Source organism: Streptomyces sp. BBFR51 (assembly GCF_044591655.1).
GTDB lineage: Bacteria > Actinomycetota > Actinomycetes > Streptomycetales > Streptomycetaceae > Streptomyces.
In genome coordinates, this window is the sequence record NZ_CP172448.1 from 4,253,479 (window position 1) to 4,280,323 (window position 26,845).

General features: G+C 68.6%; 22 protein-coding genes. 13 read left to right on the forward strand and 9 right to left on the reverse strand.

Translation table 11 applies throughout. The features are described 5' to 3' along the window. The first annotated feature begins 32 nt into the window (after positions 1–32). The 6 genes from murJ to trxA all read left to right on the forward strand — a co-directional run bounded on the left by murJ (position 33) and on the right by trxA (position 7,459). Complete coding sequence (murJ, locus tag ACGH7X_RS19345; protein WP_399886644.1) at positions 33–2,444, forward strand: murein biosynthesis integral membrane protein MurJ; 2,412 nt, start codon at positions 33–35, stop codon at positions 2,442–2,444. 139 nt (positions 2,445–2,583) lie between these two features. Continuing rightward, positions 2,584–4,299 (forward strand): protein kinase family protein, encoded by a 1,716-nt coding sequence (locus tag ACGH7X_RS19350; RefSeq protein ID WP_399886646.1) that lies wholly within the window; start codon positions 2,584–2,586, stop codon positions 4,297–4,299. 28 nt (positions 4,300–4,327) lie between these two features. After that, entirely contained in the window at positions 4,328–5,053 is a 726-nt protein-coding gene (gene sigM, locus ACGH7X_RS19355; protein ID WP_399886647.1) for an RNA polymerase sigma factor SigM, read from the forward strand. A gap of 17 nt (positions 5,054–5,070) precedes the next feature. Continuing rightward, entirely contained in the window at positions 5,071–5,958 is an 888-nt protein-coding gene (locus tag ACGH7X_RS19360; protein ID WP_399897166.1) for an anti-sigma factor family protein, read from the forward strand. Positions 5,959–6,118: 160 nt separating this feature from the next. Next, complete coding sequence (gene trxB / locus ACGH7X_RS19365) at positions 6,119–7,087, forward strand: thioredoxin-disulfide reductase (protein ID WP_399886648.1); 969 nt, start codon at positions 6,119–6,121, stop codon at positions 7,085–7,087. 39 nt (positions 7,088–7,126) lie between these two features. Continuing rightward, on the forward strand, positions 7,127–7,459 hold the full coding sequence (trxA, locus tag ACGH7X_RS19370; RefSeq protein ID WP_399886649.1) for a thioredoxin: 333 nt from the start codon (positions 7,127–7,129) through the stop codon (positions 7,457–7,459). Positions 7,460–7,511: 52 nt separating this feature from the next. On the opposite strand, the gene ACGH7X_RS19375 is transcribed toward trxA, so the two are convergent. From ACGH7X_RS19375 to rpmH, 9 genes are all read right to left on the reverse strand, one after another. Beyond that, complete coding sequence (locus tag ACGH7X_RS19375; protein ID WP_399886650.1) at positions 7,512–8,129, reverse strand: GNAT family N-acetyltransferase; 618 nt, start codon at positions 8,127–8,129, stop codon at positions 7,512–7,514. A gap of 328 nt (positions 8,130–8,457) precedes the next feature. Then, positions 8,458–9,558: a ParB/RepB/Spo0J family partition protein gene (locus ACGH7X_RS19380; RefSeq protein WP_399886651.1), complete on the reverse strand. Its 1,101-nt coding sequence runs from the start codon at positions 9,556–9,558 to the stop codon at positions 8,458–8,460. Beyond that, a complete protein-coding gene (locus tag ACGH7X_RS19385) occupies positions 9,555–10,628 on the reverse strand; it encodes a ParA family protein (protein WP_399897169.1) in 1,074 nt (357 codons plus the stop codon). The genes ACGH7X_RS19380 and ACGH7X_RS19385 overlap by 4 nt, the downstream gene beginning before the upstream one ends. Before the next feature lie 301 nt (positions 10,629–10,929). After that, a complete protein-coding gene (rsmG, locus tag ACGH7X_RS19390; RefSeq protein WP_399886652.1) occupies positions 10,930–11,649 on the reverse strand; it encodes a 16S rRNA (guanine(527)-N(7))-methyltransferase RsmG in 720 nt (239 codons plus the stop codon). A gap of 124 nt (positions 11,650–11,773) precedes the next feature. Then, positions 11,774–12,286 (reverse strand): protein jag, encoded by a 513-nt coding sequence (locus tag ACGH7X_RS19395; RefSeq protein ID WP_399886653.1) that lies wholly within the window; start codon positions 12,284–12,286, stop codon positions 11,774–11,776. Positions 12,287–12,301: 15 nt separating this feature from the next. After that, positions 12,302–13,600 carry a membrane protein insertase YidC gene (gene yidC, locus ACGH7X_RS19400; RefSeq protein WP_399886654.1) on the reverse strand — a complete coding sequence of 433 codons (1,299 nt, stop codon included), beginning with the start codon at positions 13,598–13,600 and terminating at the stop codon, positions 12,302–12,304. Between the two features lie 3 nt (positions 13,601–13,603). Then, entirely contained in the window at positions 13,604–13,978 is a 375-nt protein-coding gene (gene yidD, locus ACGH7X_RS19405; RefSeq protein ID WP_399886655.1) for a membrane protein insertion efficiency factor YidD, read from the reverse strand. After that, entirely contained in the window at positions 13,975–14,346 is a 372-nt protein-coding gene (gene rnpA / locus ACGH7X_RS19410; RefSeq protein ID WP_087808380.1) for a ribonuclease P protein component, read from the reverse strand. Before rnpA ends, yidD begins: the two co-directional genes overlap by 4 nt. Positions 14,347–14,367: 21 nt before the next feature. Then, complete coding sequence (gene rpmH, locus ACGH7X_RS19415) at positions 14,368–14,505, reverse strand: 50S ribosomal protein L34 (protein ID WP_003975051.1); 138 nt, start codon at positions 14,503–14,505, stop codon at positions 14,368–14,370. 376 nt (positions 14,506–14,881) lie between these two features. Between rpmH and dnaA the strand changes: the two genes are divergently transcribed. The 7 genes from dnaA to gyrA all read left to right on the forward strand — a co-directional run bounded on the left by dnaA (position 14,882) and on the right by gyrA (position 26,839). Beyond that, the gene (gene dnaA, locus ACGH7X_RS19420) at positions 14,882–16,834 is read left to right on the forward strand and encodes a chromosomal replication initiator protein DnaA (protein WP_399886656.1); all 1,953 of its coding nucleotides are present in this window, start codon (positions 14,882–14,884) and stop codon (positions 16,832–16,834) included. A gap of 869 nt (positions 16,835–17,703) precedes the next feature. After that, a complete protein-coding gene (gene dnaN / locus ACGH7X_RS19425; protein ID WP_399886657.1) occupies positions 17,704–18,834 on the forward strand; it encodes a DNA polymerase III subunit beta in 1,131 nt (376 codons plus the stop codon). 277 nt (positions 18,835–19,111) lie between these two features. Then, positions 19,112–19,987 carry a phosphogluconate dehydrogenase (NAD(+)-dependent, decarboxylating) gene (gene gnd, locus ACGH7X_RS19430; RefSeq protein WP_399886658.1) on the forward strand — a complete coding sequence of 292 codons (876 nt, stop codon included), beginning with the start codon at positions 19,112–19,114 and terminating at the stop codon, positions 19,985–19,987. 36 nt (positions 19,988–20,023) lie between these two features. Further along, the gene (gene recF, locus ACGH7X_RS19435) at positions 20,024–21,145 is read left to right on the forward strand and encodes a DNA replication/repair protein RecF (protein ID WP_399886660.1); all 1,122 of its coding nucleotides are present in this window, start codon (positions 20,024–20,026) and stop codon (positions 21,143–21,145) included. Further along, positions 21,142–21,708, forward strand: a complete 567-nt coding sequence (locus tag ACGH7X_RS19440; protein WP_399886661.1) for a DUF721 domain-containing protein — start codon at positions 21,142–21,144, stop codon at positions 21,706–21,708. Before recF ends, ACGH7X_RS19440 begins: the two co-directional genes overlap by 4 nt. Before the next feature lie 433 nt (positions 21,709–22,141). Continuing rightward, positions 22,142–24,202, forward strand: a complete 2,061-nt coding sequence (gene gyrB, locus ACGH7X_RS19445; RefSeq protein WP_399886662.1) for a DNA topoisomerase (ATP-hydrolyzing) subunit B — start codon at positions 22,142–22,144, stop codon at positions 24,200–24,202. Positions 24,203–24,244: 42 nt separating this feature from the next. Then, positions 24,245–26,839, forward strand: a complete 2,595-nt coding sequence (gene gyrA, locus ACGH7X_RS19450) for a DNA gyrase subunit A (RefSeq protein WP_399886663.1) — start codon at positions 24,245–24,247, stop codon at positions 26,837–26,839. Positions 26,840–26,845: the final 6 nt, after the last annotated feature.

The window sequence follows — 26,845 nt, forward strand, 5'->3', positions numbered from 1 at the left end:
CGGTGGGCCCGGGACGATGAGGTGGGGTAGCCATGAACGCGCCGTACGACGGTGACCGCGGTCGGGCCGCGGACGGCTCGGGGCACCCCGAGAGTCCGCCGCCGGACCCCGGCCAGACGCCGCCGCAGCCTCCCGCGGACATGTACCTCCAGGACGCCTACGACCAGGATCCCTACCGGGCGCAGGACCTCTCCGCCCAGGACCCGGTCTCCGAGGCGCTCTACGACCGCGCCGCGCACCCGCCACCGCCGCCGGGCACCTACCCGCCGCAGCAGCCGCTGTACTCTCAGCCCTCCCAGTCCCCCTACGCCCCCGACCCCCGCGTCTGGGCGCAGACCCCGGCCCCCGAGCCGGAGGGCCCGACGCAGTACCTGCCGTACGGCGACGACCCTCGGACCACCCAGTTCGTCGGCGTGGACGACCTGGTCAGCCAGGCCGGCGACCAGCGCCACGAGCCGGATGCCTTCGCCCACCTGTTCCGGGACCAGCAGCAGGGCGGCGGCCACCCCTCGTACGACGACCACGCCTCCGTACCCGCCCCGGCCCCGGCACCCGGGCCGTACGGAGGAGCGCCGGGCCCGGGGCCGTACGGCACAACACCGGCGCCCGGACAGTACGGCGGGCACCAGGGGCCCGACCCGTACGGGAACGCTCCGGCGCACGGCCAGTACGGCGGCCCCGCTCCGACCCCCGGACCGCACGCGGCGCCCGCGCCCGGCCAGTACGCGGTGGCTCCCACCCCGGAAGCGGCCGAGGCCCCCCTCCAGGAGCCCGAGCCCGCCCCTGCCACACCGGCCGCCGCGCCCAAGAAGGGCGGCCGCGCGGGGGGCCTGCTGAAGTCGAGCGCCGTGATGGCGGCGGGCACGATGGTGTCGCGGCTCACCGGGTTCGTCCGCTCGGCGCTGATCGTCTCGGCGCTGGGTGTCGGTCTGCTCGGCGACACCTTCCAAGTCGCCTACCAGCTGCCCACGATGATCTACATCCTCACCGTCGGCGGCGGTCTGAACTCGGTCTTCGTACCGCAGCTGGTGCGGGCCATGAAGGACGACGACGACGGTGGCGAGGCCTACGCCAACCGCCTGCTGACCCTCGTCATGGTGGCGCTCGGCGCACTGACGGTGATCACGGTCTTCGCCGCACCGCTGCTGATCCGCCTCCTGTCCAACCCGGTCGCCAGTGACCCGGCCGCCAACGAGGTCGGCATCACCTTCGTCCGCTACTTCCTGCCCTCCATCTTCTTCATGGGTCTGCACGTGGTGATGGGGCAGATCCTCAACGCCCGCGGCAGGTTCGGCGCGATGATGTGGACCCCGGTCCTGAACAACATCGTCATCATCGTGACCCTGGGGATGTTCATCTGGGTCTACGGCACCGCGGAAAGCTCAGGGCTGAAGGTAACGAGCATCCCGCCGGAGGGCGAGCGCCTGCTCGGCATCGGAGTGCTGCTGGGCCTCATCGTGCAGTCCCTGGCCATGATCCCGTACCTGCGGGAGACGGGTTTCCGGCTCCGGCTGCGCTTCGACTGGCGGGGCCACGGCCTCGGCAAGGCCGTCACTCTCGCCAAATGGACGGTCCTGTTCGTCCTCGCCAACCAGGCGGGCGCCATGATCGTCATCCAGTTGTCCACCGCCGCGGGCAAGGCGTCGCCCGTCGACGGCACCGGCTTCGCCGCCTACGCCAACGCCCAGCTCATCTGGGGCCTGCCGCAGGCCATCATCACCGTCTCCCTGATGGCCGCCCTGCTGCCCCGCATCTCCCGCTCGGCGTCCGAGGAGGACGGGGGAGCGGTCCGGGACGACATCTCCCAGGGCCTGCGCACGACGGCCGTCGCCATCGTTCCCGTCTCCTTCGGCTTCGTCGCACTCGGCATCCCCATGTGCACGCTCATGTTCGGCTCCTCGGGTACCAGCGAAGCCACCAACATGGGCTACATGCTGATGGCCTTCGGCCTCGGCCTCATCCCGTACTCCGTGCAGTACGTCGTCCTGCGCGCCTTCTACGCCTACGAGGACACCCGGACGCCCTTCTACAACACCGTCATCGTGGCCGTGGTCAACGCCGTCGCCTCGGCACTGTGTTACTTCCTGCTGCCGTCGCGCTGGGCCGTCGTCGGCATGGCCGCCGCCTACGGCCTGGCCTACGTGATCGGCGTGGGCGTCGCCTGGCGCAGGTTGCGCAAGCGGCTCGGCGGGGACCTGGACGGCGCCCGGGTGCTGCGGACGTACGCCCGGCTGTGCATCGCGTCCGTCCCGGCCGCCCTGATCGGCGGCGCTGCCTGCTACGCCATCAGCCGCACGCTCGGCCAGGGCGCCGTGGGATCGTTCGCCGCGCTGCTGGCCGGCGGGGTGCTCCTGTTCGGCGTCTTCTTCGTCGCCGCCCGCCGCATGCGCATCGAGGAAGTCAACTCTCTGGTCGGCATGGTGCGCGGACGCCTGGGACGCTGAGACCCGGGGTAGGCGCACAACCATCGTCCGCCGCCGTGTGTCGTGCATAGCGGCAGACTGTGGGCACAATTGGGTTCGGCGTCGGACGCGCGGATCGGGAGTCGGCCGACGCGCATGGAGTGGGGAGGCAGGAACGACGGTGGCGGAACGGAGCACAGCTGCCGTCGACGTGGCAGACAACAGCGGTGATGAGCCGCTGACCGCACAGGCGGACCAGTCCACGGCCGACGGGGTGGCCAACAACCGGGAGCGGGACACGGACAGCGACGAGGCACAGGGGAACCCCACGAGCGAGGATTCCGGCAAGGCCTCGTCTCCCGAACTGCACAGCGGGCACAAGCTCGCCAGACGCTACCGCCTCGAGGAATGCGTCACCCGTCTGGACGGCTTCAGCAGTTGGCGGGCCGTGGACGAGAAGCTGCGCCGCGCCGTCGGCGTCCATCTCCTTCCGGCGGACCACTCGCGGGCCCGCTCCGTGCTGGCCGCGGCACGCTCCTCCGCTCTGCTCGGCGACCCCCGCTTCGTCCAGGTACTGGATGCCGTCGAGGACAACGACCTCGTCTACGTCGTGCACGAGTGGCTCCCCGACGCCACCGAGCTGACCGCGCTCCTCGCCTCCGGACCGCTGGAGGTGTACGACGCCTACCAGATGGTCAGTCAGGTCGCGTCGGCCATGGCGGCCGCCCACCGCGAGGGCCTCGCCCATCTGCGTCTGAGCCCCAACGCGGTGCTGCGCACCTCGACGGGCCAGTGGCGGATCCGCGGGCTCGCGGTCAACGCCGCGCTGCGCGGCATCAGTTCCGAAACCCCTCAGCGCACCGACACCGAGGCCATCGGCGCCCTGCTGTACGCCACGCTGACCCAGCGCTGGCCGTACGAGAGTGACGCCCACGGTCTGGCAGGTCTGCCCAAGGACATCGGGCTGATCCCACCAGACCAGGTGCGTGCGGGCGTCCACCGCGGTCTGTCCGAACTGGCCATGCGGGCGCTCGCCAACGACGGGGCCACCGCTTCCCGCCACGAGTCCCCGTGCACCACGCCGGAGGAGCTGGTGAAGGCGATCGGCGAGATGCCCCGCATCCGCCCGCCGGAGCCGACGTACACGGCCCCGCCCCAGTACCAGCGCACCGCCTACCAGCAGGGCGCCTACGGCCGTCCGGCACCGCATCCCGGTGCCACCCAGCCCGTGCCGACGCCACCGCCCCCGCTGCAGAGCCGGACCGGCAAGGCCCTCAAGTGGGGCGTCTCCGCCCTCCTGATCGCCGCGCTCGGCCTCGGCAGCTGGCAGCTCGCGGACGCCCTCATGGAGCGCGGCGGCAAGGCGGACGACCAGCAGACACAGACAACGGACGGCGACAACAAGAACGACGAGCAGACCAGGCCGGTCAAGCCGATCAGCGTGCAAGGAGCCCAGGAGTACGTCGCCAGTGGCGAAGCCCAGGCGCCGCAGGATGTGGCCAAGACCTACGACTCCGACGCCTCCACCTTCTGGCGCACCAAGCGGTACAACGAGGGCCCGACGCTCGCGCCTTACAAGCCCGGGGTCGGTATCGTCTACGACCTCGGGTCGCCCCAGGAGGTCTCGACCATGTCGATAGGGCTCCGGTACACCGGTGATCACACGACCGTGCACTTCTACGCCACCGATGCGCTGTCGCCCTCGACAGGAGTCGACGGCATGAAGGAAATCGCGACCGCCACCACGACCGGAGCCTCGCTCACGGCCGAGGCGTCGAAGCCCGTCAAGACGCGGTACGTCCTGCTGTGGATGACTGACGTGCCGAACGCTCCTTCCGACGGCTTCAGCGGCGCCGGCTACAAGCAGGCGATCACCGACGTGACATTCAAGGGCTGAGCGCCGCCGGGGAAAGGGGAGGAGGCCGATGGCAGATGACACCGCATACGGCGACATCAACGATCATGACCTCCTCGCCCGTCACGTCGAGGGCGACCCTGACGCCTTCGGTGAGCTCGTGCGCCGTCACCGCGACCGGCTCTGGGCCGTGGCCCTGCGGACTCTGGGGGATCGGGAGGAAGCCGCGGACGCCGTTCAGGACGCCCTCGTGTCCGCCTACCGGGCCGCCCACACCTTCCGCGGACAAGCAGCCGTAACGACCTGGCTGCACCGGATCACGGTGAACGCCTGTCTGGACCGTGCCCGCAAGGCCGCCTCACGGAAAACCGCGCCCGTCGACGACACCGAGCGCCTGGAGCAGCTCCTCGAGCCGCACGAGTCGGCCTCCGCTCCCGCCGAGCGCAACGATCTGCACCGCCAGCTGCTGGAGGCCCTGGGCACCCTGCCGGCCGACCAGCGGGCCGCCCTCGTTCTGGTCGATATGCAGGGCTACCCCGTCGCGGAGGCCGCCCGCATCCTCGAGGTGCCGACCGGAACGATCAAGAGCCGGTGCGCCCGGGGCAGAGCCAGGCTCCTGCCGCTCCTCACCCACCTGCGTCCCGACGGCAGCACGGAGGACAGGAAGCCTGGCCCGGAGCGGAACCGGACGCAGGGGACATCCGTCCCACCCGCAGCGGGACCGCACCGTTCGGGACCGTCGGAGGCAGGGCCGAGCGATTCAGCCGCAGTGAAGGGCGGAGGTGGACGAGCGTGACGTCGTCGACGACAGACATGACCGGGCACCCGGACGTCGCGGAGATCTCCGACCTCGCCGAAGGCCTCCTGCCGACCGCACGGACCACCGACGTACGGCGGCACCTGGAGGGCTGCGAGCTCTGCGCGGACGTCTACGCGTCGCTGGAGGAGATCCAGGGGCTGCTCGGCACCCTGCCGGCACCGGCACAAATGCCGGAGGACGTGGCCGCCCGTATCGACGCCGCTCTGGCAGCCGAGACGGTACCGCGCGCCGCCACCCCGGAGCCGGCATCCACCGAGGCCTCGTCCGGCAACGACGGCGCGCGTGTTTCACGTGAAACATCGACTCCGGCGGACCGGCCCGCCGGACACGCACGTGCCTCCTCCGCCGGCCCCGGCCGCAAGGAGCGGCGTCGGGGTGGGCGGCGCAGGATCGCCGTACTCGGCGCCGTGGCCGCCGCTGCCGCCATCGGGCTCGGCTCGGTCATCGTGTCTTCCCTGACCGGGGGGAGCCCCTCCGACGACACCGCCCACGGGCAGCAGACCGCACTCGCGGACACCTTCTCCGAGGGAAAACTGAAGGACACGGTCACCGGGCTTATCGCGGACGGCAGCACCCAGGGCGGCTCCCGTACGCCGCGCAGCTTCGGCATGGAGTCCGAGAACGGCAACGAGACCGCCGAGAACCATGTCTTCAAGCAGCCGACGGTCCCCGAGTGCATTCAGAGGGGCATCGGCCGCGACGACGCGGTGATCGCCACGGAGCCGGGCATCTACAAGGGCAAGAAGGCACTGCTGGTGGTTCTGCCCGACGCCTCCAACGACACCCGAGTCACCGCCTACATCGTCGAGTCGACGTGTGTGGATCAGCCCGCGGTCGGCAAGGCCAAGGTCCTCCTCAAGCACTCCTACGCGCGTTCGTAGCAGTCGCCCTCCCTCCGCGTCACGAGCCCCAGCCCCGGTCGCCCGTGTGCCCGGGCACGGCGGGAATGCGGGCCCCGTAGGATCCGTTAGGTGGGGTGAGAGTTCCGAGTGCAGCTCCACCCGGCCCTGAAGACGCAGTCCAGAGACGAGGAATGAAGCCGTGAGCGACGTCCGAAACGTGATCATCATCGGCTCCGGGCCCGCCGGCTACACGGCGGCGCTCTACACCGCGCGCGCTTCACTGAAGCCGCTGGTGTTCGAGGGTGCCGTCACCGCGGGCGGAGCTCTGATGAACACCACCGAGGTGGAGAACTTCCCTGGCTTCCAGGACGGCGTCATGGGCCCCGAGCTCATGGACAACATGCGTGCCCAGGCGGAGCGCTTCGGTGCCGAGCTGATCCCGGACGATGTCGTCGCCGTCGACCTCACCGGTGAGATCAAGACCGTCACCGACACCGCGGGCACGGTCCACCAGGCCAAGGCCGTCATCGTCACCACCGGTTCCCAGCACCGCAAGCTCGGCCTGCCGAACGAGGACGCACTGTCCGGCCGCGGTGTCTCCTGGTGCGCGACCTGTGACGGCTTCTTCTTCAAGGACCAGGACATCGCCGTGATCGGCGGCGGGGACACCGCGATGGAGGAGGCCACGTTCCTCTCCCGTTTCGCGAAGTCCGTGACGATCGTCCACCGTCGGGACACCCTGCGCGCCTCCAAGGCGATGCAGGACCGCGCCTTCGCCGACCCCAAGATCACGTTCGTCTGGGACAGCGAGGTGGCCGAGGTTCAGGGCGACCAGAAGCTGGCGGGCCTGAAGCTGCGCAACGTCAAGACCGGCGAACTCGCGGATCTGCCGGTAACCGGCCTGTTCATCGCGATCGGCCACGACCCGCGCACCGAGCTCTTCAAGGGCCAGCTCGACCTGGACCCGGAGGGCTACCTGAAGGTCGACGCGCCCTCGACCCACACCAACCTGACGGGTGTCTTCGGCGCCGGTGATGTGGTCGACCACACCTACCGCCAGGCGATCACCGCCGCGGGCACTGGCTGTTCCGCCGCTCTCGACGCCGAGCGCTTCCTCGCCGCCCTCAGCGACGAGGACAAGGCGGAGCCCGAGAAGACCACCGTCTGACCACCCCATCCCCCGCACCAACCAGTTAAGGAGCCAGCCGTGGCCGGCACCCTGAAGCATGTGACCGACGACTCCTTCGAGCAGGACGTCCTCAAGAACGACAAGCCCGTCCTGGTGGACTTCTGGGCCGCCTGGTGCGGTCCGTGCCGCCAGATCGCGCCGTCCCTCGAGGCGATCGCCGCCGAGTACGGCGACAAGATCGAGATCGTCAAGCTGAACATCGACGAGAACCCTGGCATTGCCGCCAAGTACGGCGTCATGTCCATCCCGACCCTGAACGTCTACCAGGGCGGCGAGGTCGCCAAGACGATCGTCGGTGCGAAGCCGAAGGCCGCGATCGTCCGTGACCTCGAGGACTTCATCGCCGACTGACGTTTCACGTGAAACACGCAATGGGCCGACCCGGACGGGTCGGCCCATTCGTTTACAGCGGACGCAGCACCGGTTCCTTCTGCACGGCTCCGAGCAGGCGGTCCAGTGCCAGCTCCACGTCCTCCTTCCAGGACAGCGTGGACCGGAGGTCCAGTCGCAGCCGCGGATGACGGGGGTGGGGCCGGACCGTCTTGAAACCCACCGCCAGCAGATGATCCGCCGGCAGAACGCACGCCGGCTCCTTCCAGCGAGCATCGCCGAATGCCTCGATCGCCTTGAAACCCCGGCGCAGCAGGTCTTTGGCGACCGTCTGGACCATCACCCGCCCCAGTCCCTGACCCTGGTACCCGGGCATCACGAACGCGGTCATCAGCTGGACGGCGTCGGGCGAGACCGGACTGGTGGGGAACGCCGTAGAGCGCGGGACGTACGCGGGCGGTGCGTAGAGGACGAAGCCCACCGGTACGTCGTCGACGTAGACCACGCGGCCACAGGACCCCCAGTCCAGCAGAACGGCGGAGATCCAGGACTCCTTTTCCAGGGCCGGCGTCCCCGCCGCTACCGCGGCCTCGCCGCTGACGGGATCCAGTTCCCAGAAGACGCACGAACGACAGCGCCGGGGAAGGTCCTGAAGGTTGTCCAGCGTGAGCGGTACGAGCCGGCGCCCCATGAAGGCTGTTCCTCGCTTCCTTCGCCTGCCGCGTCGCGGGCGGCTGTCAGAGCGCTCCGTTCCCTGAGCAGGCTGCCGATGAACCCACCGACCGCGCCCAGCCCCAAGCCCGCGCTCACCAGTTCGGTGCGAGTCATCGTTCGCATGGCCCCTGCCTTCCTCTCAGAGGTACTGCCAGGTGACAACGCCATCCCGATCGCATCGTATCCACGATGCGATGGCCCCGACACCGACGCAAAGCAAAGGGCGGGCCGTGTTCCGGTATGCACCGGACACGACCCGCCGTTGCGGCAGAACAGCACCGCGAGGTGCTCCACCTACCCGAGCATCAGGATTCGAGGTCTTCGCCCTCGTCCTCCAGGAGGCCCTTCTGCAGTACCGGTCCTTCGCCGGGAGCCAGGCTGCCGAGGATCCGCTCAAGGTCGTCCATGGAGGCGAACTCCACGGTGATCTTGCCCTTCTTCTGCCCCAGGTCGACCTTCACCCGCGTCTCGAAGCGGTCCGAGAGTCGTGTCGCCAGGTCCGAAAGCGCCGGGGAAACCAGCGAACCGGCCCGCGGGCCCTTGGCCCGCTGCGGCTTCTGCGGCCGGGAACCCATCAGGGTCACGATCTCCTCGACCGACCGCACCGAGAGTCCTTCGGCCACGATGCGATGGGCCAGCCGGTCCTGCTCCTCCGGGTCGTCGACGGACAGCAACGCGCGCGCGTGCCCCGCGGAGAGCACACCCGCGGCCACCCGGTTCTGAACCTTCGGGGAGAGCTTCAGCAGACGCAGCGTGTTGGAGACCTGCGGACGGGAGCGGCCGATGCGGTCCGCCAGCTGGTCGTGCGTGCAGTTGAAGTCCTTCAGCAGCTGGTCGTACGCGAAGGCCTCCTCCAGCGGATTCAGCTGAGCACGGTGCAGGTTCTCCAGGAGCGCGTCCAGGAGGAGCTTCTCGTCCTCCGTCGCGCGCACGATGGCCGGGATGGCCTCCAGCTCCAGCTCTCGGCAGGCGCGGAAGCGGCGCTCACCCATGATGAGCTCGTAGCGCCCGGGCCCCGTCGGCCGGACGACGACCGGCTGGAGGAGACCGACCTCCCTGATGGAGGTGACCAGCTCGGTCAGTGCGTCGTCGTCGAAGTCCTTGCGCGGCTGCTTCGGGTTCGGCGTGATGGCATCGAGGGGGACCTCGGCAAAGTGGGCCCCCATGGGAGGCCGAAGCCCCTCCGCACCATGTGGCGCCGCCGGCTCTTCCGTTTCACGTGAAACGTGCGACAGCGCGGCCACCTTTGCCGCAGCCACCCCCCGCTCGTTCGGCAGCAGAGGCATCGCCCCCGAAGGCGCGGACGCCGGGCTCCCCAGCGCTGCCGAGGCCACCGACTTCTCGGTCGGGGCGTTGGGGATCAGTGCGCCAAGACCACGGCCCAGCCCCCTCCGTCGCTCACTCACTGGATCCCCTCCACCATGTTCGGGTCATTCTGAGCGCCAAGGTGCGCCTGCGTCGCGTCGTAATTGACGCCCACACCCTTCAACGCCATCTCACGCGCCGCCTCCAAATAGGAGAGGGCTCCGCTCGATCCTGGATCGTAGGTCAGTACCGTCTGCCCGTAACTCGGGGCCTCGGAGATACGGACCGAGCGGGGAATGCTCGTCCGCAGCACCTCCTCGCCGAAGTGGCTGCGTACCTCGTCCGCGACCTGGGACGCGAGCCGCGTCCGGCCGTCGTACATGGTGAGGAGGATCGTCGACACATGCAGCGTGGGGTTGAGGTGGCCCCGCACCAGGTCGACGTTGCGCAGCAGCTGCCCCAGCCCTTCCAGCGCGTAGTACTCGCACTGGATCGGGATCAGCACCTCCTGGCCGGCGACGAGCGCGTTGACCGTCAGCAGGCCGAGAGAGGGCGGGCAGTCGATGAGGATGTAGTCCAGCGGCTGCTCGTACGCCGAGATCGCCCGCTGGAGCCGGCTCTCGCGGGCGACCAGAGAGACCAGTTCGATCTCCGCACCGGCGAGATCGATCGTGGCGGGCGCACAGAACAGACCCTCGACATCGGGGACCGGCTGGACCACTTCCGAGAGCGGTCGACTCTCGACCAGTACGTCATAGATGGAGGGAACGTCGGCGTGATGATCGATACCCAGCGCGGTGGAGGCGTTGCCCTGCGGGTCGAGGTCGACGACCAGGACTCTCGCACCGTGCAGGGCGAGTGACGCGGCAAGATTGACGGTCGTCGTCGTCTTGCCCACACCGCCCTTCTGGTTCGCTACCACCATGACCCGGGTCTGCTCGGGCCGCGGCAGTCCCTCGCCGGCGCGGCCGAGAGCCTCCACCGCCAGTTGGGCAGCACGACCGATCGGAGTGTCGTCCATCGGAGGCGGTGTTTCACGTGAAACATCCGCTCCCATCGACTCGGTACGGGGACCGGGGACCGGATCGGTCATCGGTCCCGCGATATTGGCGTCGGACCGCAAGGATTCACTCTCCTCGACTTCAGGCTCGCAATGAACAGAGCCTCCCATGCCTTCGGGGTCATGAACCAGTGAGGCCTGGTCTTCTGTGGAGAAATCCACCTCTGTGGACAACTCCGTACCCTCTCCGAGCGACCCGAGAGGCTTTCGGTCGCGGGGGTCGGCCGCGGCGCGGCCGCGACTGATGATGCCGTGCAGCAGTGAGCGACGTTTCACGTGAAACACGATGCACAGCAGTCGATGCCGAACTGCCGCGACACTCCGGCATACGCAGGTATGGCACCTTGTGTGGAGTAGGGCGGGCCATCAGAACGAACCCGCAGCCCCCTCACCGCCACAACGAGCTGTGACGCTATCCGCGGCGCCGGCGCGTCCTCCCGGTCCGGGCCGCCTTCGCCCGCTTGGCGGCGAAACGCACACCACCGGGGCTCTCACCGACCTCGACCCGCACCACGGTGGACAAGGGGTCCACGACGCCCTCTCCGACATGAAGGATCGACGTCTCCTCCGCACCGAGTTTGCTCAGCGCCGCGGTCGCCGCCTTCAGCTCCTCCTCGGCCGTGTCGCCCTTGAGAGCGAGCATCTCGCCGTACGGACGCAGCAGTGGAATCCCCCAGGTGGCGAGACGGTCCAGCGGAGCAACCGCACGGGCCGTCACCACGTGCACCGGCGGCATAGTGCCCATGACCTCCTCGGCCCGGCCACGCACAACGGTGACATGGTCCAGGCCCAGCAGCTCCACGACCTCGGTCAGGAAGTTCGTGCGGCGCAGCAGCGGCTCCAGAAGAGTGATCTTCAGGTCCTCCCGCACCAGCGCCAACGGAATTCCGGGCAGCCCGGCGCCCGACCCCACGTCGCACACCGTCACGCCCTCGGGCACGACCTCCGAGAGCACCGCGCAGTTCAGCAGATGCCGCTCCCACAGACGAGGAACCTCACGCGGACCGATCAGCCCGCGCTTCACACCCGCCTCGGCGAGCAGTTCCGCGTAGCGGACCGCGTCCGCGTAGCGATCACCGAACACGTCACGTGCCTGCTCGGGTACAGGGGGAAGCTCCGCTGCCTCCGACACAAGGACCGTCCTTCCGTACGGCACCGGCGCACCGGGCGCCGGTACCAGAACCACCAGAACTATCAGGCTGACAAAATTCGGCCCCGTCTGCGCAACAGACGGGGCCGGAGAACGAGAGGACCGATCAGGCGGGAAGCACGACGACGAAGCGCTCCGGCTCCTCGCCCTCGGACTCGCTGCGCAGTCCCGCTGCCTTGACCGCGTCGTGCACGACCTTGCGCTCGAAGGGCGTCATCGGCTGCATCCGCATGGACTCGCCGCTGCTCTTGACCTCGGCCGCGGCCTTGGCGCCCAGCTCGGACAGCTCGGCGCGCTTGTTGGCCCGATAGCTCGCGATGTCGAGCATCAGCCGGCTGCGGTCACCGGTCTCCCGGTGCACGGCCAGGCGCGTGAGCTCCTGGAGAGCCTCCAGCACCTCGCCGTCCCGGCCGACCAGCTTCTGCAGGTCCCGGCTCTTCGTGTCGCTGATGATCGAGACAGCGGCACGGTCGGCCTCGACGTCCATGTCGATGTCGCCGTCGAGGTCGGCGATGTCGAGCAGACCCTCCAGGTAGTCCGCGGCGATCTCGCCCTCCTGCTCGAGGCGGGTCAGGGTGTCCGCGCCCTCGGCAGCGGCGGAGGTGGTGCCTTCCGTCACGGGATGGACTCCTTCTTACTTCTTCGACGGGGACTTGGGCCGCTGCGGGCCCTTGCGCTGTCCGGACTGGGCCTTGCTGCGGCCACCACCGCCGGACTTCTGAGCCGGCTTCTTGGCAGCGCCGGCGGGCTTGGACTCCGGCTTGCCATCCTCCGGCTTGCTGTCCTGCGGCTCGTCCGACTTGGTCAGCGACGTCTTCGGCTCACCCTCACCGGCGGGCTTGGACTGGCGCTGGGACTTGCTCTGTCGCTTCGGCTGCTGACGCTTGGGCGTGGCCGCGGTCGTCACGGTCGAGCCGTCCGCGCTCTGCTCGGCGACGGCGGCGTCGTTCTTCACGACGTTGCCGTCGGCCTGAGCCGCCATTCCGGCCTTGTTCAGGCCGTTGATGAACTTACGCTCGGCCTCGTTGCGTTCCCGGCCCTTGGCGACGATGGCCTTCACGATGGCCTTCTCGCCCCGGCGGCGCGTCTTGCCGTGCTCGGTGACGCTCTTGTGCAGCCGCTCCAGGTAGGAGGCCTGCGCCTTGGAACCCGGCGTCGGGTTGTTGCGGATGACGTACATCTGCTGGCCCATGGTCCACACGTTCGTGGTCAGCCAGTAGACGAGGACACCGACGGGGAAGTTGATGCCGAAGACGGCGAACATGACCGGGAAGACGTACATCAGCATCTTCTGCTGCTGCATGAACGGCGTCTTGACCGTGGTGTCGACGTTCTTGGTCATCAGCTGGCGCTGGGTGAAGAACTGCGACGCCGACATCAGCACGATCATGACCGCGGTGACGACCCTGACGTCCGTCAGCGAAGCGCCGAGGGACTCCACCTTGGAGGCGCCATCGGTGAACTTCGCGGCCAGCGGAGCACCGAAGATGTGCGCCTTCTGCGCGCTCTCCAGCAGGGGCTGGTTGATCTTGCCGATGGTGTCGCCGGAGGCGATGCCGTTGAGCACGTGGTACAGGGCGAAGAAGAACGGAGACTGCGCCAGGATGGGAAGGCACGAGGAGAGCGGGTTGGTACCCGTCTCCTTGTACAGCTTCATCATCTCTTCGGACTGACGCTGCTTGTCGTTCTTGTAGCGCTCCTGGATCTTCTTCATCTCCGGCTGGAGCGTCTGCATCCCACGCGTCGCCTTGATCTGCTTCACGAAGAGCGGAATCAGGCAGATACGGATCAGGATCACCAGGGACACGATGGACAGGCCCCAGGCCCATCCGGTGTCAGGTCCAAAGATCGCCCCGTACACCGTATGGAACTGGACGATGACCCAGGAGACGGGCCAGGTGATAAAGCTGAAAAGGCTGGCAATCGTGTCCACTAATCATGCTCCTTGGGCATGGGGCGGGGTCTCTGCGGCCGGGATCGAAGGACCGGACGGGCTCGTGGGAGCCGCCTGTCCTTCGATGGCCGGTTCGGCGGCGGAGGGCCCGCCCTTGCGTGCACGCCACGCGTCACGCAGCATTTCGTGCCACCGCGGACGCTTACGCGGCGGAACATGGTCCACGCCGCCCAGCGACCACGGATTGCATCGCAGGATGCGCCACGCGGTGAGCGCCGTGCCCTTGATGGCACCGTGCCGGTCGATGGCCGTGTAGCCGTAGTGGGAACACGACGGGTAGTACTTGCACACCGGCCCCAGCAGTGGACTGATCGTCCACTGGTAGAGCTTGATCAGGGCCAGCAGTGGGTACTTCATCGCGCGCCCCCTCCCAGTAGCCGCGCCAGGGCGGCGTCCAGGTCTCGGGCCAGCTGTGCATGGTCGGCGTCACCCGCACCGGGCAGCGCTCGTACGACTACCAGGCTACCGGGGGGCAACAGGTCGATCCGGTCGCGCATCAGATGGCGAAGCCTGCGCTTCACTTTGTTGCGCACGACCGCGCCACCCACAGCCTTGCTCACGACGAAACCCGCACGTGTCGGGGGAGCGCTCTCCCCAGGCGCGTGCGGGTCCGTGGCACCGCTTCGAAGGTGGACGACGAGGGCCGGGCGGCCGGCCCGGCGACCTCGTCGTACCGCGGTCGCGAAGTCCTCGCGCCGCCTCAGCCGGTTCGCGGTGGGCAGCACGATGTCATGACCTGACCGGGATCAGGCGGACAGACGGGCGCGACCCTTGCTGCGGCGGGTCGCGAGAATCGCGCGGCCGGCACGGGTACGCATACGCAGCCGGAAACCGTGGGTCTTCGCACGGCGGCGGTTGTTCGGCTGGAAGGTGCGCTTGCTCACTCGGGGGCTCCAGAAAGAATCGGGGTTGGCGGGGTGCCGTCCTGGCTGTCACCGTGCGCCCACGAGTAGCTCGCGTTACGCCCGAGTGCACCGCTTTTCGATCACCTTGGACGTGACCTGTGCCCATCGGAGGCAGGCGGCAGCAGCCATCGACAACTCGACCTGGTTACGGTACGTGGGACTGCGCCATTCGGTCAAACCAGCGGTGACCGGGAGACACTTGTCCACAGGCTGGGGACAACAACTTGAACCCTACCCGTCGCGCTGACTACCGTGACTGGACTCCGATTCGTTCCCTTATCCCTGCCCCACCCGAGTTTCATCCCGACCCGTCCCCGAATCACACCTTCGAGGGACTCGTGAGAGAGCGTGCCCTGTGGCTGACGTACCTGCCGATCTTGCCGCAGTGTGGCCACGCGTACTGGAGCAACTTCTCGGGGAGGGCCGCGGGCAGGGTGTCGAGTCGAAGGACGAGCGCTGGATCCGGCGGTGCCAGCCCCTCGCGCTGGTCGCCGACACCGCCCTGCTCGCCGTACCGAACGAATTTGCGAAGGGCGTACTGGAGGGCCGCCTCGCCCCGATCGTCAGCGAGACCCTGAGCCGCGAATGCGGCCGCCCCATCCGCATCGCGATCACCGTCGACGACACCGCGGGCGACCCCACCGGCCCCACCGCCCCCGCCCCGCAGGCGCCGCCCTCCCGCCCCCAGCCCCGCTACGAGGAGCCCGAACTCCCCGGCCAGGGCGGCCGCGAGGAATACCGCGACCGCGACGAGTACGAGGGATACGGCCGCAACCGCGCCGACCAGCTCCCCAACGCACGCCCCGCCTACCCGCACGAGTACCAGCGCCCCGAGCCCGGCTCCTGGCCGCGCCCGCCGCAACAGGACGACTACGGCTGGCAGCAGCAGCGCCTCGGCTTCCCGGAACGGGACCCCTACGCGTCCCCGTCGCAGGAGTCGTACGGCCAGGAGCCACCGCCGTACTCCCACGACTCGTACCAGCAGGACTACCGCCCACAGCCCCAGGAACGCCCGTCGTACGACTCCCAGCGCGGCGACTACGAGCAGTCCCGCAGCGAGTACGACAAACCCCGCGGCGACTACGACAAGCCTCGGGGCGACTACGACCAGCCGCGAGGGGACTACGAGCAGCGCGGCCCCCGCCGGGACCTGCCCGAGCCCCCGCCCGGCTCCGGACACGTCCACCGCGGCGGCCCCGTCGGCCCCGGACCCGCCACCGGGGCGCCCGGCCCGCTGGCCGCCCAGCCCGCGCCGGCGACCGGCCCGGGCGAACCGACCGCGCGCCTCAATCCCAAGTACCTCTTCGACACCTTCGTCATCGGCGCCTCCAACCGCTTCGCCCACGCGGCGGCCGTCGCCGTCGCCGAGGCACCCGCCAAGGCCTACAACCCCCTGTTCATCTACGGCGAGTCGGGACTCGGCAAGACCCACCTCCTGCACGCCATCGGGCACTACGCGCGCAGCCTCTACCCCGGCACGCGCGTGCGCTACGTGAGCTCGGAGGAGTTCACCAACGAGTTCATCAACTCCATCCGCGACGGCAAGGGCGACAGCTTCCGCAAGCGCTACCGCGAGATGGACATCCTGCTCGTCGACGACATCCAGTTCCTCGCGGACAAGGAGTCGACGCAGGAGGAGTTCTTCCACACCTTCAACACCCTCCACAACGCCAACAAGCAGATCGTGCTCTCCTCCGACCGGCCGCCCAAGCAGCTGGTCACCCTCGAGGACCGGCTGCGAAACCGCTTCGAGTGGGGACTGATCACCGACGTCCAGCCGCCCGAACTGGAGACGCGCATCGCGATCCTGCGCAAGAAGGCGGTACAGGAGCAGCTCAACGCCCCGCCGGAGGTACTGGAGTTCATCGCCTCCCGGATCTCGCGCAACATCCGCGAGCTGGAGGGGGCACTGATCCGGGTGACGGCGTTCGCGTCGCTCAACCGGCAGCCGGTGGACCTGGGCCTCACCGAGATCGTCCTCAAGGACCTGATCCCCGGCGGTGAGGACTCGGCCCCCGAGATCACGTCCACGGCCATCATGGGCGCGACCGCCGACTACTTCGGACTCACCGTCGAGGACCTGTGCGGCACCTCGCGCGGGCGCGCGCTGGTGACGGCCCGGCAGATCGCCATGTACCTGTGCCGCGAGCTGACGGACCTCTCGCTGCCGAAGATCGGCGCGCTGTTCGGCGGCCGGGACCACACCACGGTGATGCACGCCGACCGGAAGATCCGCAATCTGATGGCCGAGCGGCGCTCCATCTACAACCAGGTCACCGAACTGACCAACCGCATCAAGAACGGCTGACGGCCGCCGGCACCGGCCACACGGGCGCCCCTGGACACCCCGGGGGCGCCCTTCGCGTGCCCGCGGGTCCGTACTGCCGTCCGGGCCGCTGTTCGAATACCTGCGGGGTTACGGCCGTCCTCCACAGATTCGGCCAGTTTTTTCCGTCCACACCTTGGGGACTGGGAAGTTGTCCCGATCCTGTCCACAGGCCAGGGTGTTGAGGGATCATCAGGCCAGGTCAGCTCCCTGTGGATTCGTGGACAAACGATCTCCACAGGCTGTGGACGACGAAACGCTCCACAGGCTGTGCGTTCAGTTGTCCACGGGCAACCCACAGGCTGGAGCAGGTTGTCCCCAGCGATCCCCAGCTTCTCCACATGCCTGTCCACTGTTCGGCAACGTGACGCGCCCTGTCACCACGTCGAGTGAAAGGCGTCACATCAAGGTGCTTGGTTGGGCTGTGGGAAACGTGGGTAAAGCTGGGGACGGCTCTGGGGAGAAGTCGCCCCTGCCTGTGCACGGAGTGTGCAGAACTTTCTGTTCTCCACAGATACGCCCGGTTGTCCACCGGCTCCGCCCACAGGCCCGGTGGACAAAATTCCTGCTCTGACCTGGGCAAACGAGGTTATCCACGGTATCCACAGGCCCTACTACTACTAGCGACTAGAGAGAGAGCGGAATTCGTTTCGAAGCGGGTCCTGTGCACAACTCGCCCTCTCGAGCCCGACCGCCCCTCGTCACGACTTGACCCCGAACGGCACCTACTGTCAGTGGGGTGCGTCAGACTGGTCCCCGGTGCTCTGCCCCTCAGGGGGACCGACGGCACCGACTCAGACGACGAAGGCCAGCAGGGCGAGCAGCGCCGGCAACAGCAGGAGGCGGCAACAGTGAAGATCCGGGTGGAACGCGACGTACTCGCGGAGGCAGTGGCCTGGGCGGCTCGCAGCCTTCCGGCCCGTCCGCCGGCGCCGGTCCTCGCGGGCCTGCTGCTGAAGGCCGAGGAGGGGCAGCTGAGCCTGTCCAGCTTCGACTACGAGGTCTCGGCGCGGGTGTCGGTGGAGGCGGAGATCGAGGAGGAGGGCACGGTCCTCGTCTCCGGCCGTCTGCTCGCCGACATCTCCCGCGCCCTCCCCAACCGGCCGGTGGAGATTTCCACAGACGGTGTACGGGCGACGGTGGTCTGCGGCTCCTCGCGGTTCACCCTCCACACCCTGCCGGTGGAGGAGTACCCGGCGCTGCCGCAGATGCCGGAGGCGACGGGCACGGTCCCCGGCGAGGTCTTCGCCTCGGCCGTGCAGCAGGTGGCGATCGCCGCGGGCCGCGACGACACGCTGCCCGTCCTGACCGGGGTGCGCATCGAGATCGAGGGCGACTCGGTGACGCTGGCCTCCACCGACCGCTACCGCTTCGCGGTCCGCGAGTTCCTGTGGAAGCCGGAGAACCCGGAGATCTCCGCGGTCGCCCTGGTGCCCGCCAAGACGCTCCAGGACACCGCCAAGGCGCTGACCAGCGGTGACCAGGTGATCCTGGCGCTGTCCGGTTCGGGCGCGGGCGAGGGCCTGATCGGTTTCGAGGGCGCGGGCCGCCGGACGACGACGCGTCTCCTGGAGGGCGACCTCCCGAAGTACAAGACGCTCTTCCCGACGGAGTTCAACAGCGTCGCCGTGATCGAGACCGCCCCCTTCGTGGAGGCCGTCAAGCGTGTGGCCCTGGTCGCGGAGCGCAACACCCCGGTGCGGCTCAGCTTCGAGCAGGGCGTGCTCATCCTGGAGGCCGGCTCCAGCGACGACGCACAGGCTGTGGAGAGGGTGGACGCGCAGCTGGAGGGCGACGACATCTCGATCGCCTTCAACCCGACCTTCCTGCTGGACGGTCTGAGCGCCATCGACTCGCCGGTGGCCCAGCTGTCCTTCACGACGTCCACGAAGCCGGCGCTGCTCAGCGGCAAGCCCGCGCTGGACGCCGAGGCGGACGAGGCTTACAAGTACCTGATCATGCCGGTGCGGCTGAGCGGCTGAGCTGTCCGGTCGCCGCCTGGCGGATGCCTGCTGGGGGTGTGGGGGTCGTCCCCCACAAGATCGCAGTATGCCGGTGCGGCTGAGCGGCTGAGGTCGTCGGCTGTCCACAAGGTGGGGAAGAACCCGCAGGTGGGGGCGTACGTCTGAGCGCGTATGCCCACAGCTGTGCACGGGCGTCCGGGTTTAGGCTCGGCGCGGGTACGAAAGTGCCGCGGCACGCATCCGGCGGGTACGGAGGTGCCGCCTTGCCACCTCGCACACCTAAGGAACGCAACTGATGGAGCTCGGTCTCGTCGGCCTCGGCAAGATGGGCGGCAACATGCGCGAGCGGATCCGCCGCGCGGGCCACACCGTCGTCGGATACGACCACAATCCGGACCTCGCCGATGTCCACAGCCTGGAAGAGCTTGTGGGCAAGCTCAGCGCCCCGCGCGTGGTCTGGGTGATGGTCCCGGCCGGCGAGGCCACTCAGGCCACCGTCGACCGGCTCGGTGAGCTGCTGGAGCCCGGCGACGTCGTCGTGGACGGCGGCAACTCCCGCTGGACGGACGACGAGAAGCACGCGGAGGAGCTGGCGGCCAAGGGCATAGGCTTCGTCGACTGCGGCGTCTCCGGCGGCGTCTGGGGCCTGGAGAACGGCTACGCGCTGATGTACGGCGGGGACTCGGAGAACGTCGCCAAGGCGCAGCCGGCCTTCGACGCCCTCAAGCCGGAGGGCGACTTCGGCGCCGTGCACGCCGGCAAGGTCGGCGCGGGCCACTTCGCGAAGATGGTCCACAACGGCATCGAGTACGCGATGATGCAGGCCTACGCCGAGGGCTGGGAGCTGCTGGAGAAGGTCGACTCCGTGGAGAACGTCCGCGAGGTCTTCCGGTCCTGGCAGGAGGGTACGGTGATCCGCTCCTGGCTGCTGGACCTGGCCGTCAACGCGCTGGACGACGACGAGCACCTGGACGGGCTGCGGGGTTATGCACAGGACTCCGGTGAGGGACGCTGGACTGTGGAGGCGGCGATCGACAACGCGGTGCCGCTGCCCGCGATCACGGCGTCCCTTTTCGCGCGGTTCGCGTCGCGGCAGGACGATTCGCCGCAGATGAAGATGATCGCGGCGCTGCGGAACCAGTTCGGCGGCCACGCGGTCGAGAAGAAGTAAGCAACACCCGAAGGTTGGGGAGGTCGGCGCACGACCATGCACGTCACGCATCTGTCGCTGGCCGACTTCCGTTCGTACGCCCGGGTCGAGGTGCCCCTGGACCCGGGCGTCACCGCCTTCGTCGGCCCGAACGGGCAGGGCAAGACGAACCTCGTCGAGGCGGTCGGCTATCTCGCCACCCTCGGCAGCCACCGGGTCTCCTCCGACGCCCCCCTGGTGCGCGTGGGTGCCGAGCGTGCCGTGATCCGCGCCCAGGTCAGACAGGGTGAGCGGCAGCAGCTGATCGAGCTTGAGCTGAACCCGGGCAAGGCCAACCGCGCCAGGGTCAACAGGTCCTCGCAGGTCAGGCCGCGTGACGTGCTCGGCATCGTGCGTACCGTGCTGTTCGCGCCGGAGGATCTCTCGCTGGTGAAGGGCGATCCCGGGGAGCGGCGCCGTTTCCTGGACGAGCTGATCACCGCCCGTTCCCCGCGGATGGCCGGGGTGCGCTCGGACTACGACCGGGTGCTCAGGCAGCGCAACACCCTGCTGAAGTCGGCCGCGCTCGCCCGTCGGCACGGCGGCCGCACGATGGACCTGTCCACGCTGGACGTCTGGGACCAGCATCTCGCGCGCGTGGGAGCGGAGCTGCTCGCCCAGCGCCTGGACCTGATCGCGGCCGTGCAGCCGCTGGCCGACAAGGCGTACGAGCAGCTTGCGCCGGGTGGTGGTCCCCTCGCCCTGGAGTACAAGCCGTCGGCGCCCGGTGAGGCGCACACGCGCGAGGACCTGTACGAGCAGCTGATGGCCGCGCTCGCCGAGGCGCGCAAGCAGGAGATCGAGCGGGGCGTCACGCTGGTGGGGCCGCACCGGGACGATCTGCTGCTCAAGCTCGGCTCGATGCCCGCCAAGGGCTACGCGTCCCACGGCGAGTCCTGGTCGTACGCGCTGGCGCTGCGGCTGGCGTCGTTCGATCTGCTGCGGGCGGAGGGCAACGAGCCGGTGCTGGTGCTGGACGACGTCTTCGCCGAGCTGGACGCGCGGCGCCGGGAGCGGCTGGCCGAGTTGGTGGCGCCGGGTGAGCAGGTGCTGGTGACGGCCGCGGTCGACGACGACGTGCCGCATGTGCTTGCGGGGGCGCGGTTCACGGTGGCGGAGGGGACGGTGGAGCGCGTATGAGCGCGGACGAGCCGGGCCCCGGGAAGCCCTCCGGGGACCGCGAGGGAAGTGGTCCGGAGCCCTCGGGGGTCGATCTCGCGCGCGTGGCGCTCAGGGCGGCGCGGGAGGCGGCACGCGCGCGTGGGGACGCTGCGCAGCAGAAGAGGCAGGCGCGGCGCGGCGGTCTGCGCTCCGGGGCGCGTGCCGACGGCCGTGATCCCATGGCGTTGGGTTCGGCGATCAACCGGCTGATCACCGAGCGCGGGTGGGAGACGCCGGCGGCGGTGGGCGGGGTGATGGGCCGCTGGCCGCAGATCGTCGGTGAGGACGTGGCGAAGCACTGTGTGCCGGAGCGGTACGACGAGGACGAGCGGGTGCTGGTCGTGCGGTGCGACTCGACGGCCTGGGCGACGAATCTGCGGTTGCTCGCCCCGACGCTGGTGGCTCGCCTCAACGAGGATCTGGGGCACGGGTCGGTGCGGATGATCAAGGTGTTGGGTCCGGGTGGCCTGGGCGGTCCTGGGCGGCGTTACGGGCCGTTGCGGGCGCCCGGCAGTCAGGGTCCTGGCGACACCTACGGGTGACGTTCTGGTGATCTGACACCTCGTCAGGGGTGCGTGATGTACCTCACAAAAATAGGTGTCAGGGGCCGGTGTGAACCGTTGGTGCCCGCTTCGTCGTACCACCACGCGCGGTTGCGGATCGCGATCTGACTCCCAAGTAGCAAAGGGTTGACGCCTCGAAGCGCTGAGTGCCGTTGTGAGCCTCTTGAGGCCCCCATCCGCATATCGGGAGTCGGACGACGCCGGTTCAGGGCGGCACATGCGGACTCAGGTACCGGCAAACCCCCATCAGTGTCAGTGGTACCGGTAGAATGGAACGCAATCCCGCCCCGAACGTGGGGACCGTCCGGGACTAGCTGAGCAACGCTGATCAAGGCTTACCAACGCAACATGCCGCAGCCGCTCCGGCAACCGCCGACGAGCCCGGCTCGTGCTGTGCCAGAAAGGGCGCTTCGTGGCCGATTCCGGCAACCCCAACGAGAACAACCCGTCCACCGACACCGGCGTGAACGACGCGGTGAGCACGTCGCACGGCGAGACCTCCGCCTCGTACGACGCCAGTGCCATCACCGTCCTCGAGGGTCTGGACGCGGTCCGCAAGCGACCCGGTATGTACATCGGCTCAACCGGTGAACGTGGCCTGCACCACCTGGTGCAGGAGGTCGTGGACAACTCCGTCGACGAGGCACTGGCCGGCCACGCTGACACGATCGACGTCACGATCCTCGCCGACGGCGGTGTCCGGGTCGTCGACAACGGCCGTGGCATCCCGGTGGGCATCGTCCCCTCCGAGGGCAAGCCCGCCGTCGAGGTCGTGCTGACCGTGCTGCACGCGGGCGGCAAGTTCGGCGGCGGCGGCTACGCGGTCTCCGGCGGTCTGCACGGTGTGGGTGTCTCCGTCGTCAACGCCCTTTCCAGCAGGGTCGCCGTGGAGGTCAAGACCGACGGCTACCGCTGGACGCAGGACTACAAGCTCGGCATCGCGACCGCGCCGCTCGCCCGGCACGAGGCCATCGAGGAGACCGGCACGTCGGTCACCTTCTGGGCCGACGGCGACATCTTCGAGACCACCGACTACTCCTTCGAGACGCTCTCCCGGCGCTTCCAGGAGATGGCGTTCCTCAACAAGGGCCTGCGGATCAACCTCACCGACGAGCGCGAGTCGGCGAAGGCCACCGCCGGCGCGGACGAGGCGGGCGAGGACGAGAAGCACGAGGTCAAGTCGGTCTCGTACCACTACGAGGGCGGCATCGTCGACTTCGTGAAGTACCTCAACTCCCGCAAGGGAGAGGTGGTGCACCCCACCGTGATCGACCTGGAGGCCGAGGACAAGGACAAGTTCCTGTCCCTCGAGGTCGCGATGCAGTGGAACGGCGGCTACACCGAGGGCGTGTACTCGTTCGCCAACATCATCCACACGCACGAGGGCGGCACGCACGAGGAGGGCTTCCGCGCGGCCCTGACCTCGCTGATCAACAAGTACGCGCGGGACAAGAAGCTGCTCCGCGAGAAGGACGACAACCTCACGGGCGACGACATCCGCGAGGGTCTGACGGCGATCATCTCGGTCAAGCTGGCGGAGCCGCAGTTCGAGGGCCAGACCAAGACCAAGCTGGGCAACACCGAGGTGAAGACCTTCGTCCAGAAGGTCGTCTACGAGCACCTCGCCGACTGGCTGGACCGCAATCCCAACGAGGCCGCGGACATCATCCGCAAGGGTATCCAGGCGGCCACCGCGCGGGTGGCGGCCCGCAAGGCCCGTGACCTGACCCGTCGTAAGGGCCTGCTGGAGTCGGCGTCGCTGCCGGGCAAGCTGTCCGACTGCCAGTCGAACGACCCGACGAAGTGCGAGATCTTCATCGTCGAGGGCGACTCCGCCGGCGGTTCGGCCAAGTCCGGCCGTAACCCGCAGTACCAGGCGATCCTCCCGATCCGCGGCAAGATCCTGAACGTCGAGAAGGCGCGCATCGACCGGATCCTGCAGAACCAGGAGATCCAGGCGATGATCTCCGCGTTCGGCACGGGGGTGCACGAGGACTTCGACATCGAGAAGCTCCGCTATCACAAGATCATCCTGATGGCGGACGCCGACGTCGACGGCCAGCACATCAACACCCTGCTGCTGACCTTCCTGTTCCGCTTCATGCGGCCGCTGGTCGAGTCCGGGCACGTGTACTTGTCCCGCCCGCCGCTGTACAAGATCAAGTGGGGCCGGGACGACTTCGAGTACGCGTACTCCGACCGTGAGCGCGACGCGCTGATCGAGATGGGCCGCAACGCGGGCAAGCGCATCCGCGAGGACTCCGTGCAGCGCTTCAAGGGTCTCGGTGAGATGAACGCCGAGGAGCTGCGCATCACGACCATGGACCAGGAGCACCGCGTGCTCGGCCAGGTCACCCTCGACGACGCCGCGCAGGCCGACGACCTGTTCTCGGTGCTGATGGGCGAGGACGTCGAGGCCCGGCGCGCGTTCATCCAGCGCAACGCCAAGGACGTCCGCTTCCTCGACATCTGAGTCGGTCTCAGCTGACCGCACCAGGAAGGACCTTCACCAGCAATGACCGACGAGAACACTCCTGTGACGACGCCCGAGGGTGACGCCCTGGCGATGCGTGTCGAGCCCGTCGGGCTCGAGACGGAGATGCAGCGCTCCTACCTCGACTACGCGATGTCCGTCATCGTCTCGCGTGCGCTGCCCGACGTCCGTGACGGCCTCAAGCCCGTGCACCGCCGCGTGCTGTACGCCATGTACGACGGCGGGTACCGCCCCGAGCGGGGCTTCTACAAGTGCGCCCGCGTCGTCGGCGACGTCATGGGCAACTACCACCCCCACGGCGACAGCTCCATCTACGACGCCCTGGTCCGCCTCGCCCAGCCCTGGTCGATGCGGATGCCGCTCGTCGACTCCAACGGCAACTTCGGCTCACCGGGCAACGACCCGGCGGCGGCCATGCGCTACACCGAGTGCAAGATGGCGCCGCTGGCGATGGAGATGGTCCGCGACATCGACGAGGAGACCGTCGACTTCACGGACAACTACGACGGCCGCTCACAGGAGCCGACCGTCCTGCCCGCCCGCTTCCCCAACCTGCTGATCAACGGCTCGGCGGGCATCGCGGTCGGCATGGCCACCAACATCCCGCCGCACAACCTGCGCGAGGTCGCGGCCGGCGCCCAGTGGTACCTGGAGAACTACGAGGCCTCGCACGAGGAGCTGCTCGACGCACTCATCGAGCGCATCAAGGGCCCCGACTTCCCGACCGGCGCGCTGGTGGTGGGCCGCACGGGCATCGAGGAGGCCTACCGCACCGGCCGTGGTTCGATCACCATGCGCGCGGTCGTCGAGGTCGAGGAGATCCAGAACCGCCAGTGCCTGGTGGTCACGGAGCTGCCGTACCAGACCAACCCGGACAACCTCGCGCAGAAGATCGCCGACCTGGTGAAGGACGGCAAGATCGGCGGGATCGCGGACGTCCGGGACGAGACGTCGTCCCGCACCGGTCAGCGCCTGGTCATCGTGCTCAAGCGGGACGCGGTCGCGAAGGTCGTCCTGAACAACCTCTACAAGCACACGGATCTGCAGTCGAACTTCAGCGCCAACATGCTGGCCCTGGTCGACGGCGTGCCGCGCACCCTCTCGCTGGACGCCTTCATCCGCCACTGGGTGAACCACCAGATCGAGGTCATCGTCCGGCGCACGAGGTTCCGCCTGCGCAAGGCGGAGGAGCGGGCGCACATCCTGCGCGGCCTGCTCAAGGCCCTGGACGCCATCGACGAGGTCATCGCGCTGATCCGGCGCAGTGACACCGTCGAGATCGCGCGCGGGGGCCTGATGGACCTCCTGGAGATCGACGAGATCCAGGCCAACGCGATCCTGGAGATGCAGCTGCGCCGCCTGGCGGCCCTGGAGCGCCAGAAGATCGTCCGCGAGCACGACGAACTCCAGGCGAAGATCACCGAGTACAACGCGATCCTCGCCTCCCCGGTCCGCCAGCGCGGGATCGTCGGCGAGGAGCTGACGGCGCTCGTCGAGAAGTACGGCGACGACCGCAAGACCAAGCTGATCCCGTACGAGGGCGACATGTCCATCGAGGACCTGATCGCCGAGGAGGACATCGTCGTCACGGTCACGCGTGGCGGTTACATCAAGCGCACCAAGACCGACGACTACCGGGCCCAGAAGCGCGGCGGCAAGGGCGTGCGCGGCACGAAGCTCAAGGAAGACGACATCGTCAACCACTTCTTCGTGTCCACCACGCACCACTGGCTGCTGTTCTTCACCAACAAGGGCCGCGTCTACCGCGCCAAGGCCTACGAGCTGCCCGACGCCGGGCGGGACGCGCGCGGCCAGCACGTGGCGAACCTGCTGGCCTTCCAGCCGGACGAGTCGATCGCCCAGATCCGCGCGATCCGCGACTACGAGGCGGTTCCGTACCTGGTCCTGGCCACCAAGGCCGGCCTGGTGAAGAAGACGTCGCTGAAGGACTACGACTCGCCGCGTTCGGGTGGTGTCATCGCCATCAACCTGCGCGAGCAGGCGGACGGCAGCGACGACGAACTGATCGGAGCCGAACTTGTCTCGGCCGAGGACGATCTGCTGCTGATCAGCAGGAAGGCGCAGTCGATCAGGTTCACCGCGTCGGACGACACGCTGCGTCCGATGGGCCGTGCCACCTCGGGTGTCAAGGGCATGAGTTTCCGCGAAGGGGACGAGCTGCTCTCGATGAATGTTGTTCGAGCCGGTACGTTCGTGTTCACTGCCACAGACGGCGGGTACGCGAAGCGCACCTCCGTCGACGAGTACCGCGTCCAGGGTCGCGGTGGCCTCGGCATCAAGGCCGCCAAGATCGTCGAGGACCGCGGGTCGCTCGTGGGCGCGCTGGTGGTCGAGGAGCACGACGAGATCCTCGCCATCACACTCTCGGGCGGTGTGATTCGTACGCGAGTCAGCGGGGTCAGGGAGACGGGCCGTGACACCATGGGTGTCCAACTGATCAATCTGGGCAAGCGCGATGCCGTCGTCGGCATCGCACGCAACGCCGAGGCGGGACGCGAGGCGGAGGAGGTCGACGGCGATGTGGTCGTCGACGAGACCGCCGAGGGTGCCGCGACCACCGGCACGGACGAGGGCGAGGCGCCCTCGGCCGAGTAGCACGAG

What these genes read in the sequence shown, in the direction of transcription:
- gyrA (WP_399886663.1), top strand. Translation starts at nt 24,245, where the DNA reads ATGACCGACGAGAACACTCCTGTGACGACGCCCGAGGGTGACGCCCTG.
- sigM (WP_399886647.1), top strand. Translation starts at nt 4,328, where the DNA reads ATGGCAGATGACACCGCATACGGCGACATCAACGATCATGACCTCCTC.
- ACGH7X_RS19385 (WP_399897169.1), bottom strand. Translation starts at nt 10,628, where the DNA reads ATGGGAGGCTCTGTTCATTGCGAGCCTGAAGTCGAGGAGAGTGAATCC.
- ACGH7X_RS19440 (WP_399886661.1), top strand. Translation starts at nt 21,142, where the DNA reads ATGAGCGCGGACGAGCCGGGCCCCGGGAAGCCCTCCGGGGACCGCGAG.
- ACGH7X_RS19375 (WP_399886650.1), bottom strand. Translation starts at nt 8,129, where the DNA reads ATGGGGCGCCGGCTCGTACCGCTCACGCTGGACAACCTTCAGGACCTT.
- ACGH7X_RS19360 (WP_399897166.1), top strand. Translation starts at nt 5,071, where the DNA reads ATGACCGGGCACCCGGACGTCGCGGAGATCTCCGACCTCGCCGAAGGC.
- murJ (WP_399886644.1), top strand. Translation starts at nt 33, where the DNA reads ATGAACGCGCCGTACGACGGTGACCGCGGTCGGGCCGCGGACGGCTCG.
- gnd (WP_399886658.1), top strand. Translation starts at nt 19,112, where the DNA reads ATGGAGCTCGGTCTCGTCGGCCTCGGCAAGATGGGCGGCAACATGCGC.
- yidD (WP_399886655.1), bottom strand. Translation starts at nt 13,978, where the DNA reads ATGAAGTACCCACTGCTGGCCCTGATCAAGCTCTACCAGTGGACGATC.
- recF (WP_399886660.1), top strand. Translation starts at nt 20,024, where the DNA reads ATGCACGTCACGCATCTGTCGCTGGCCGACTTCCGTTCGTACGCCCGG.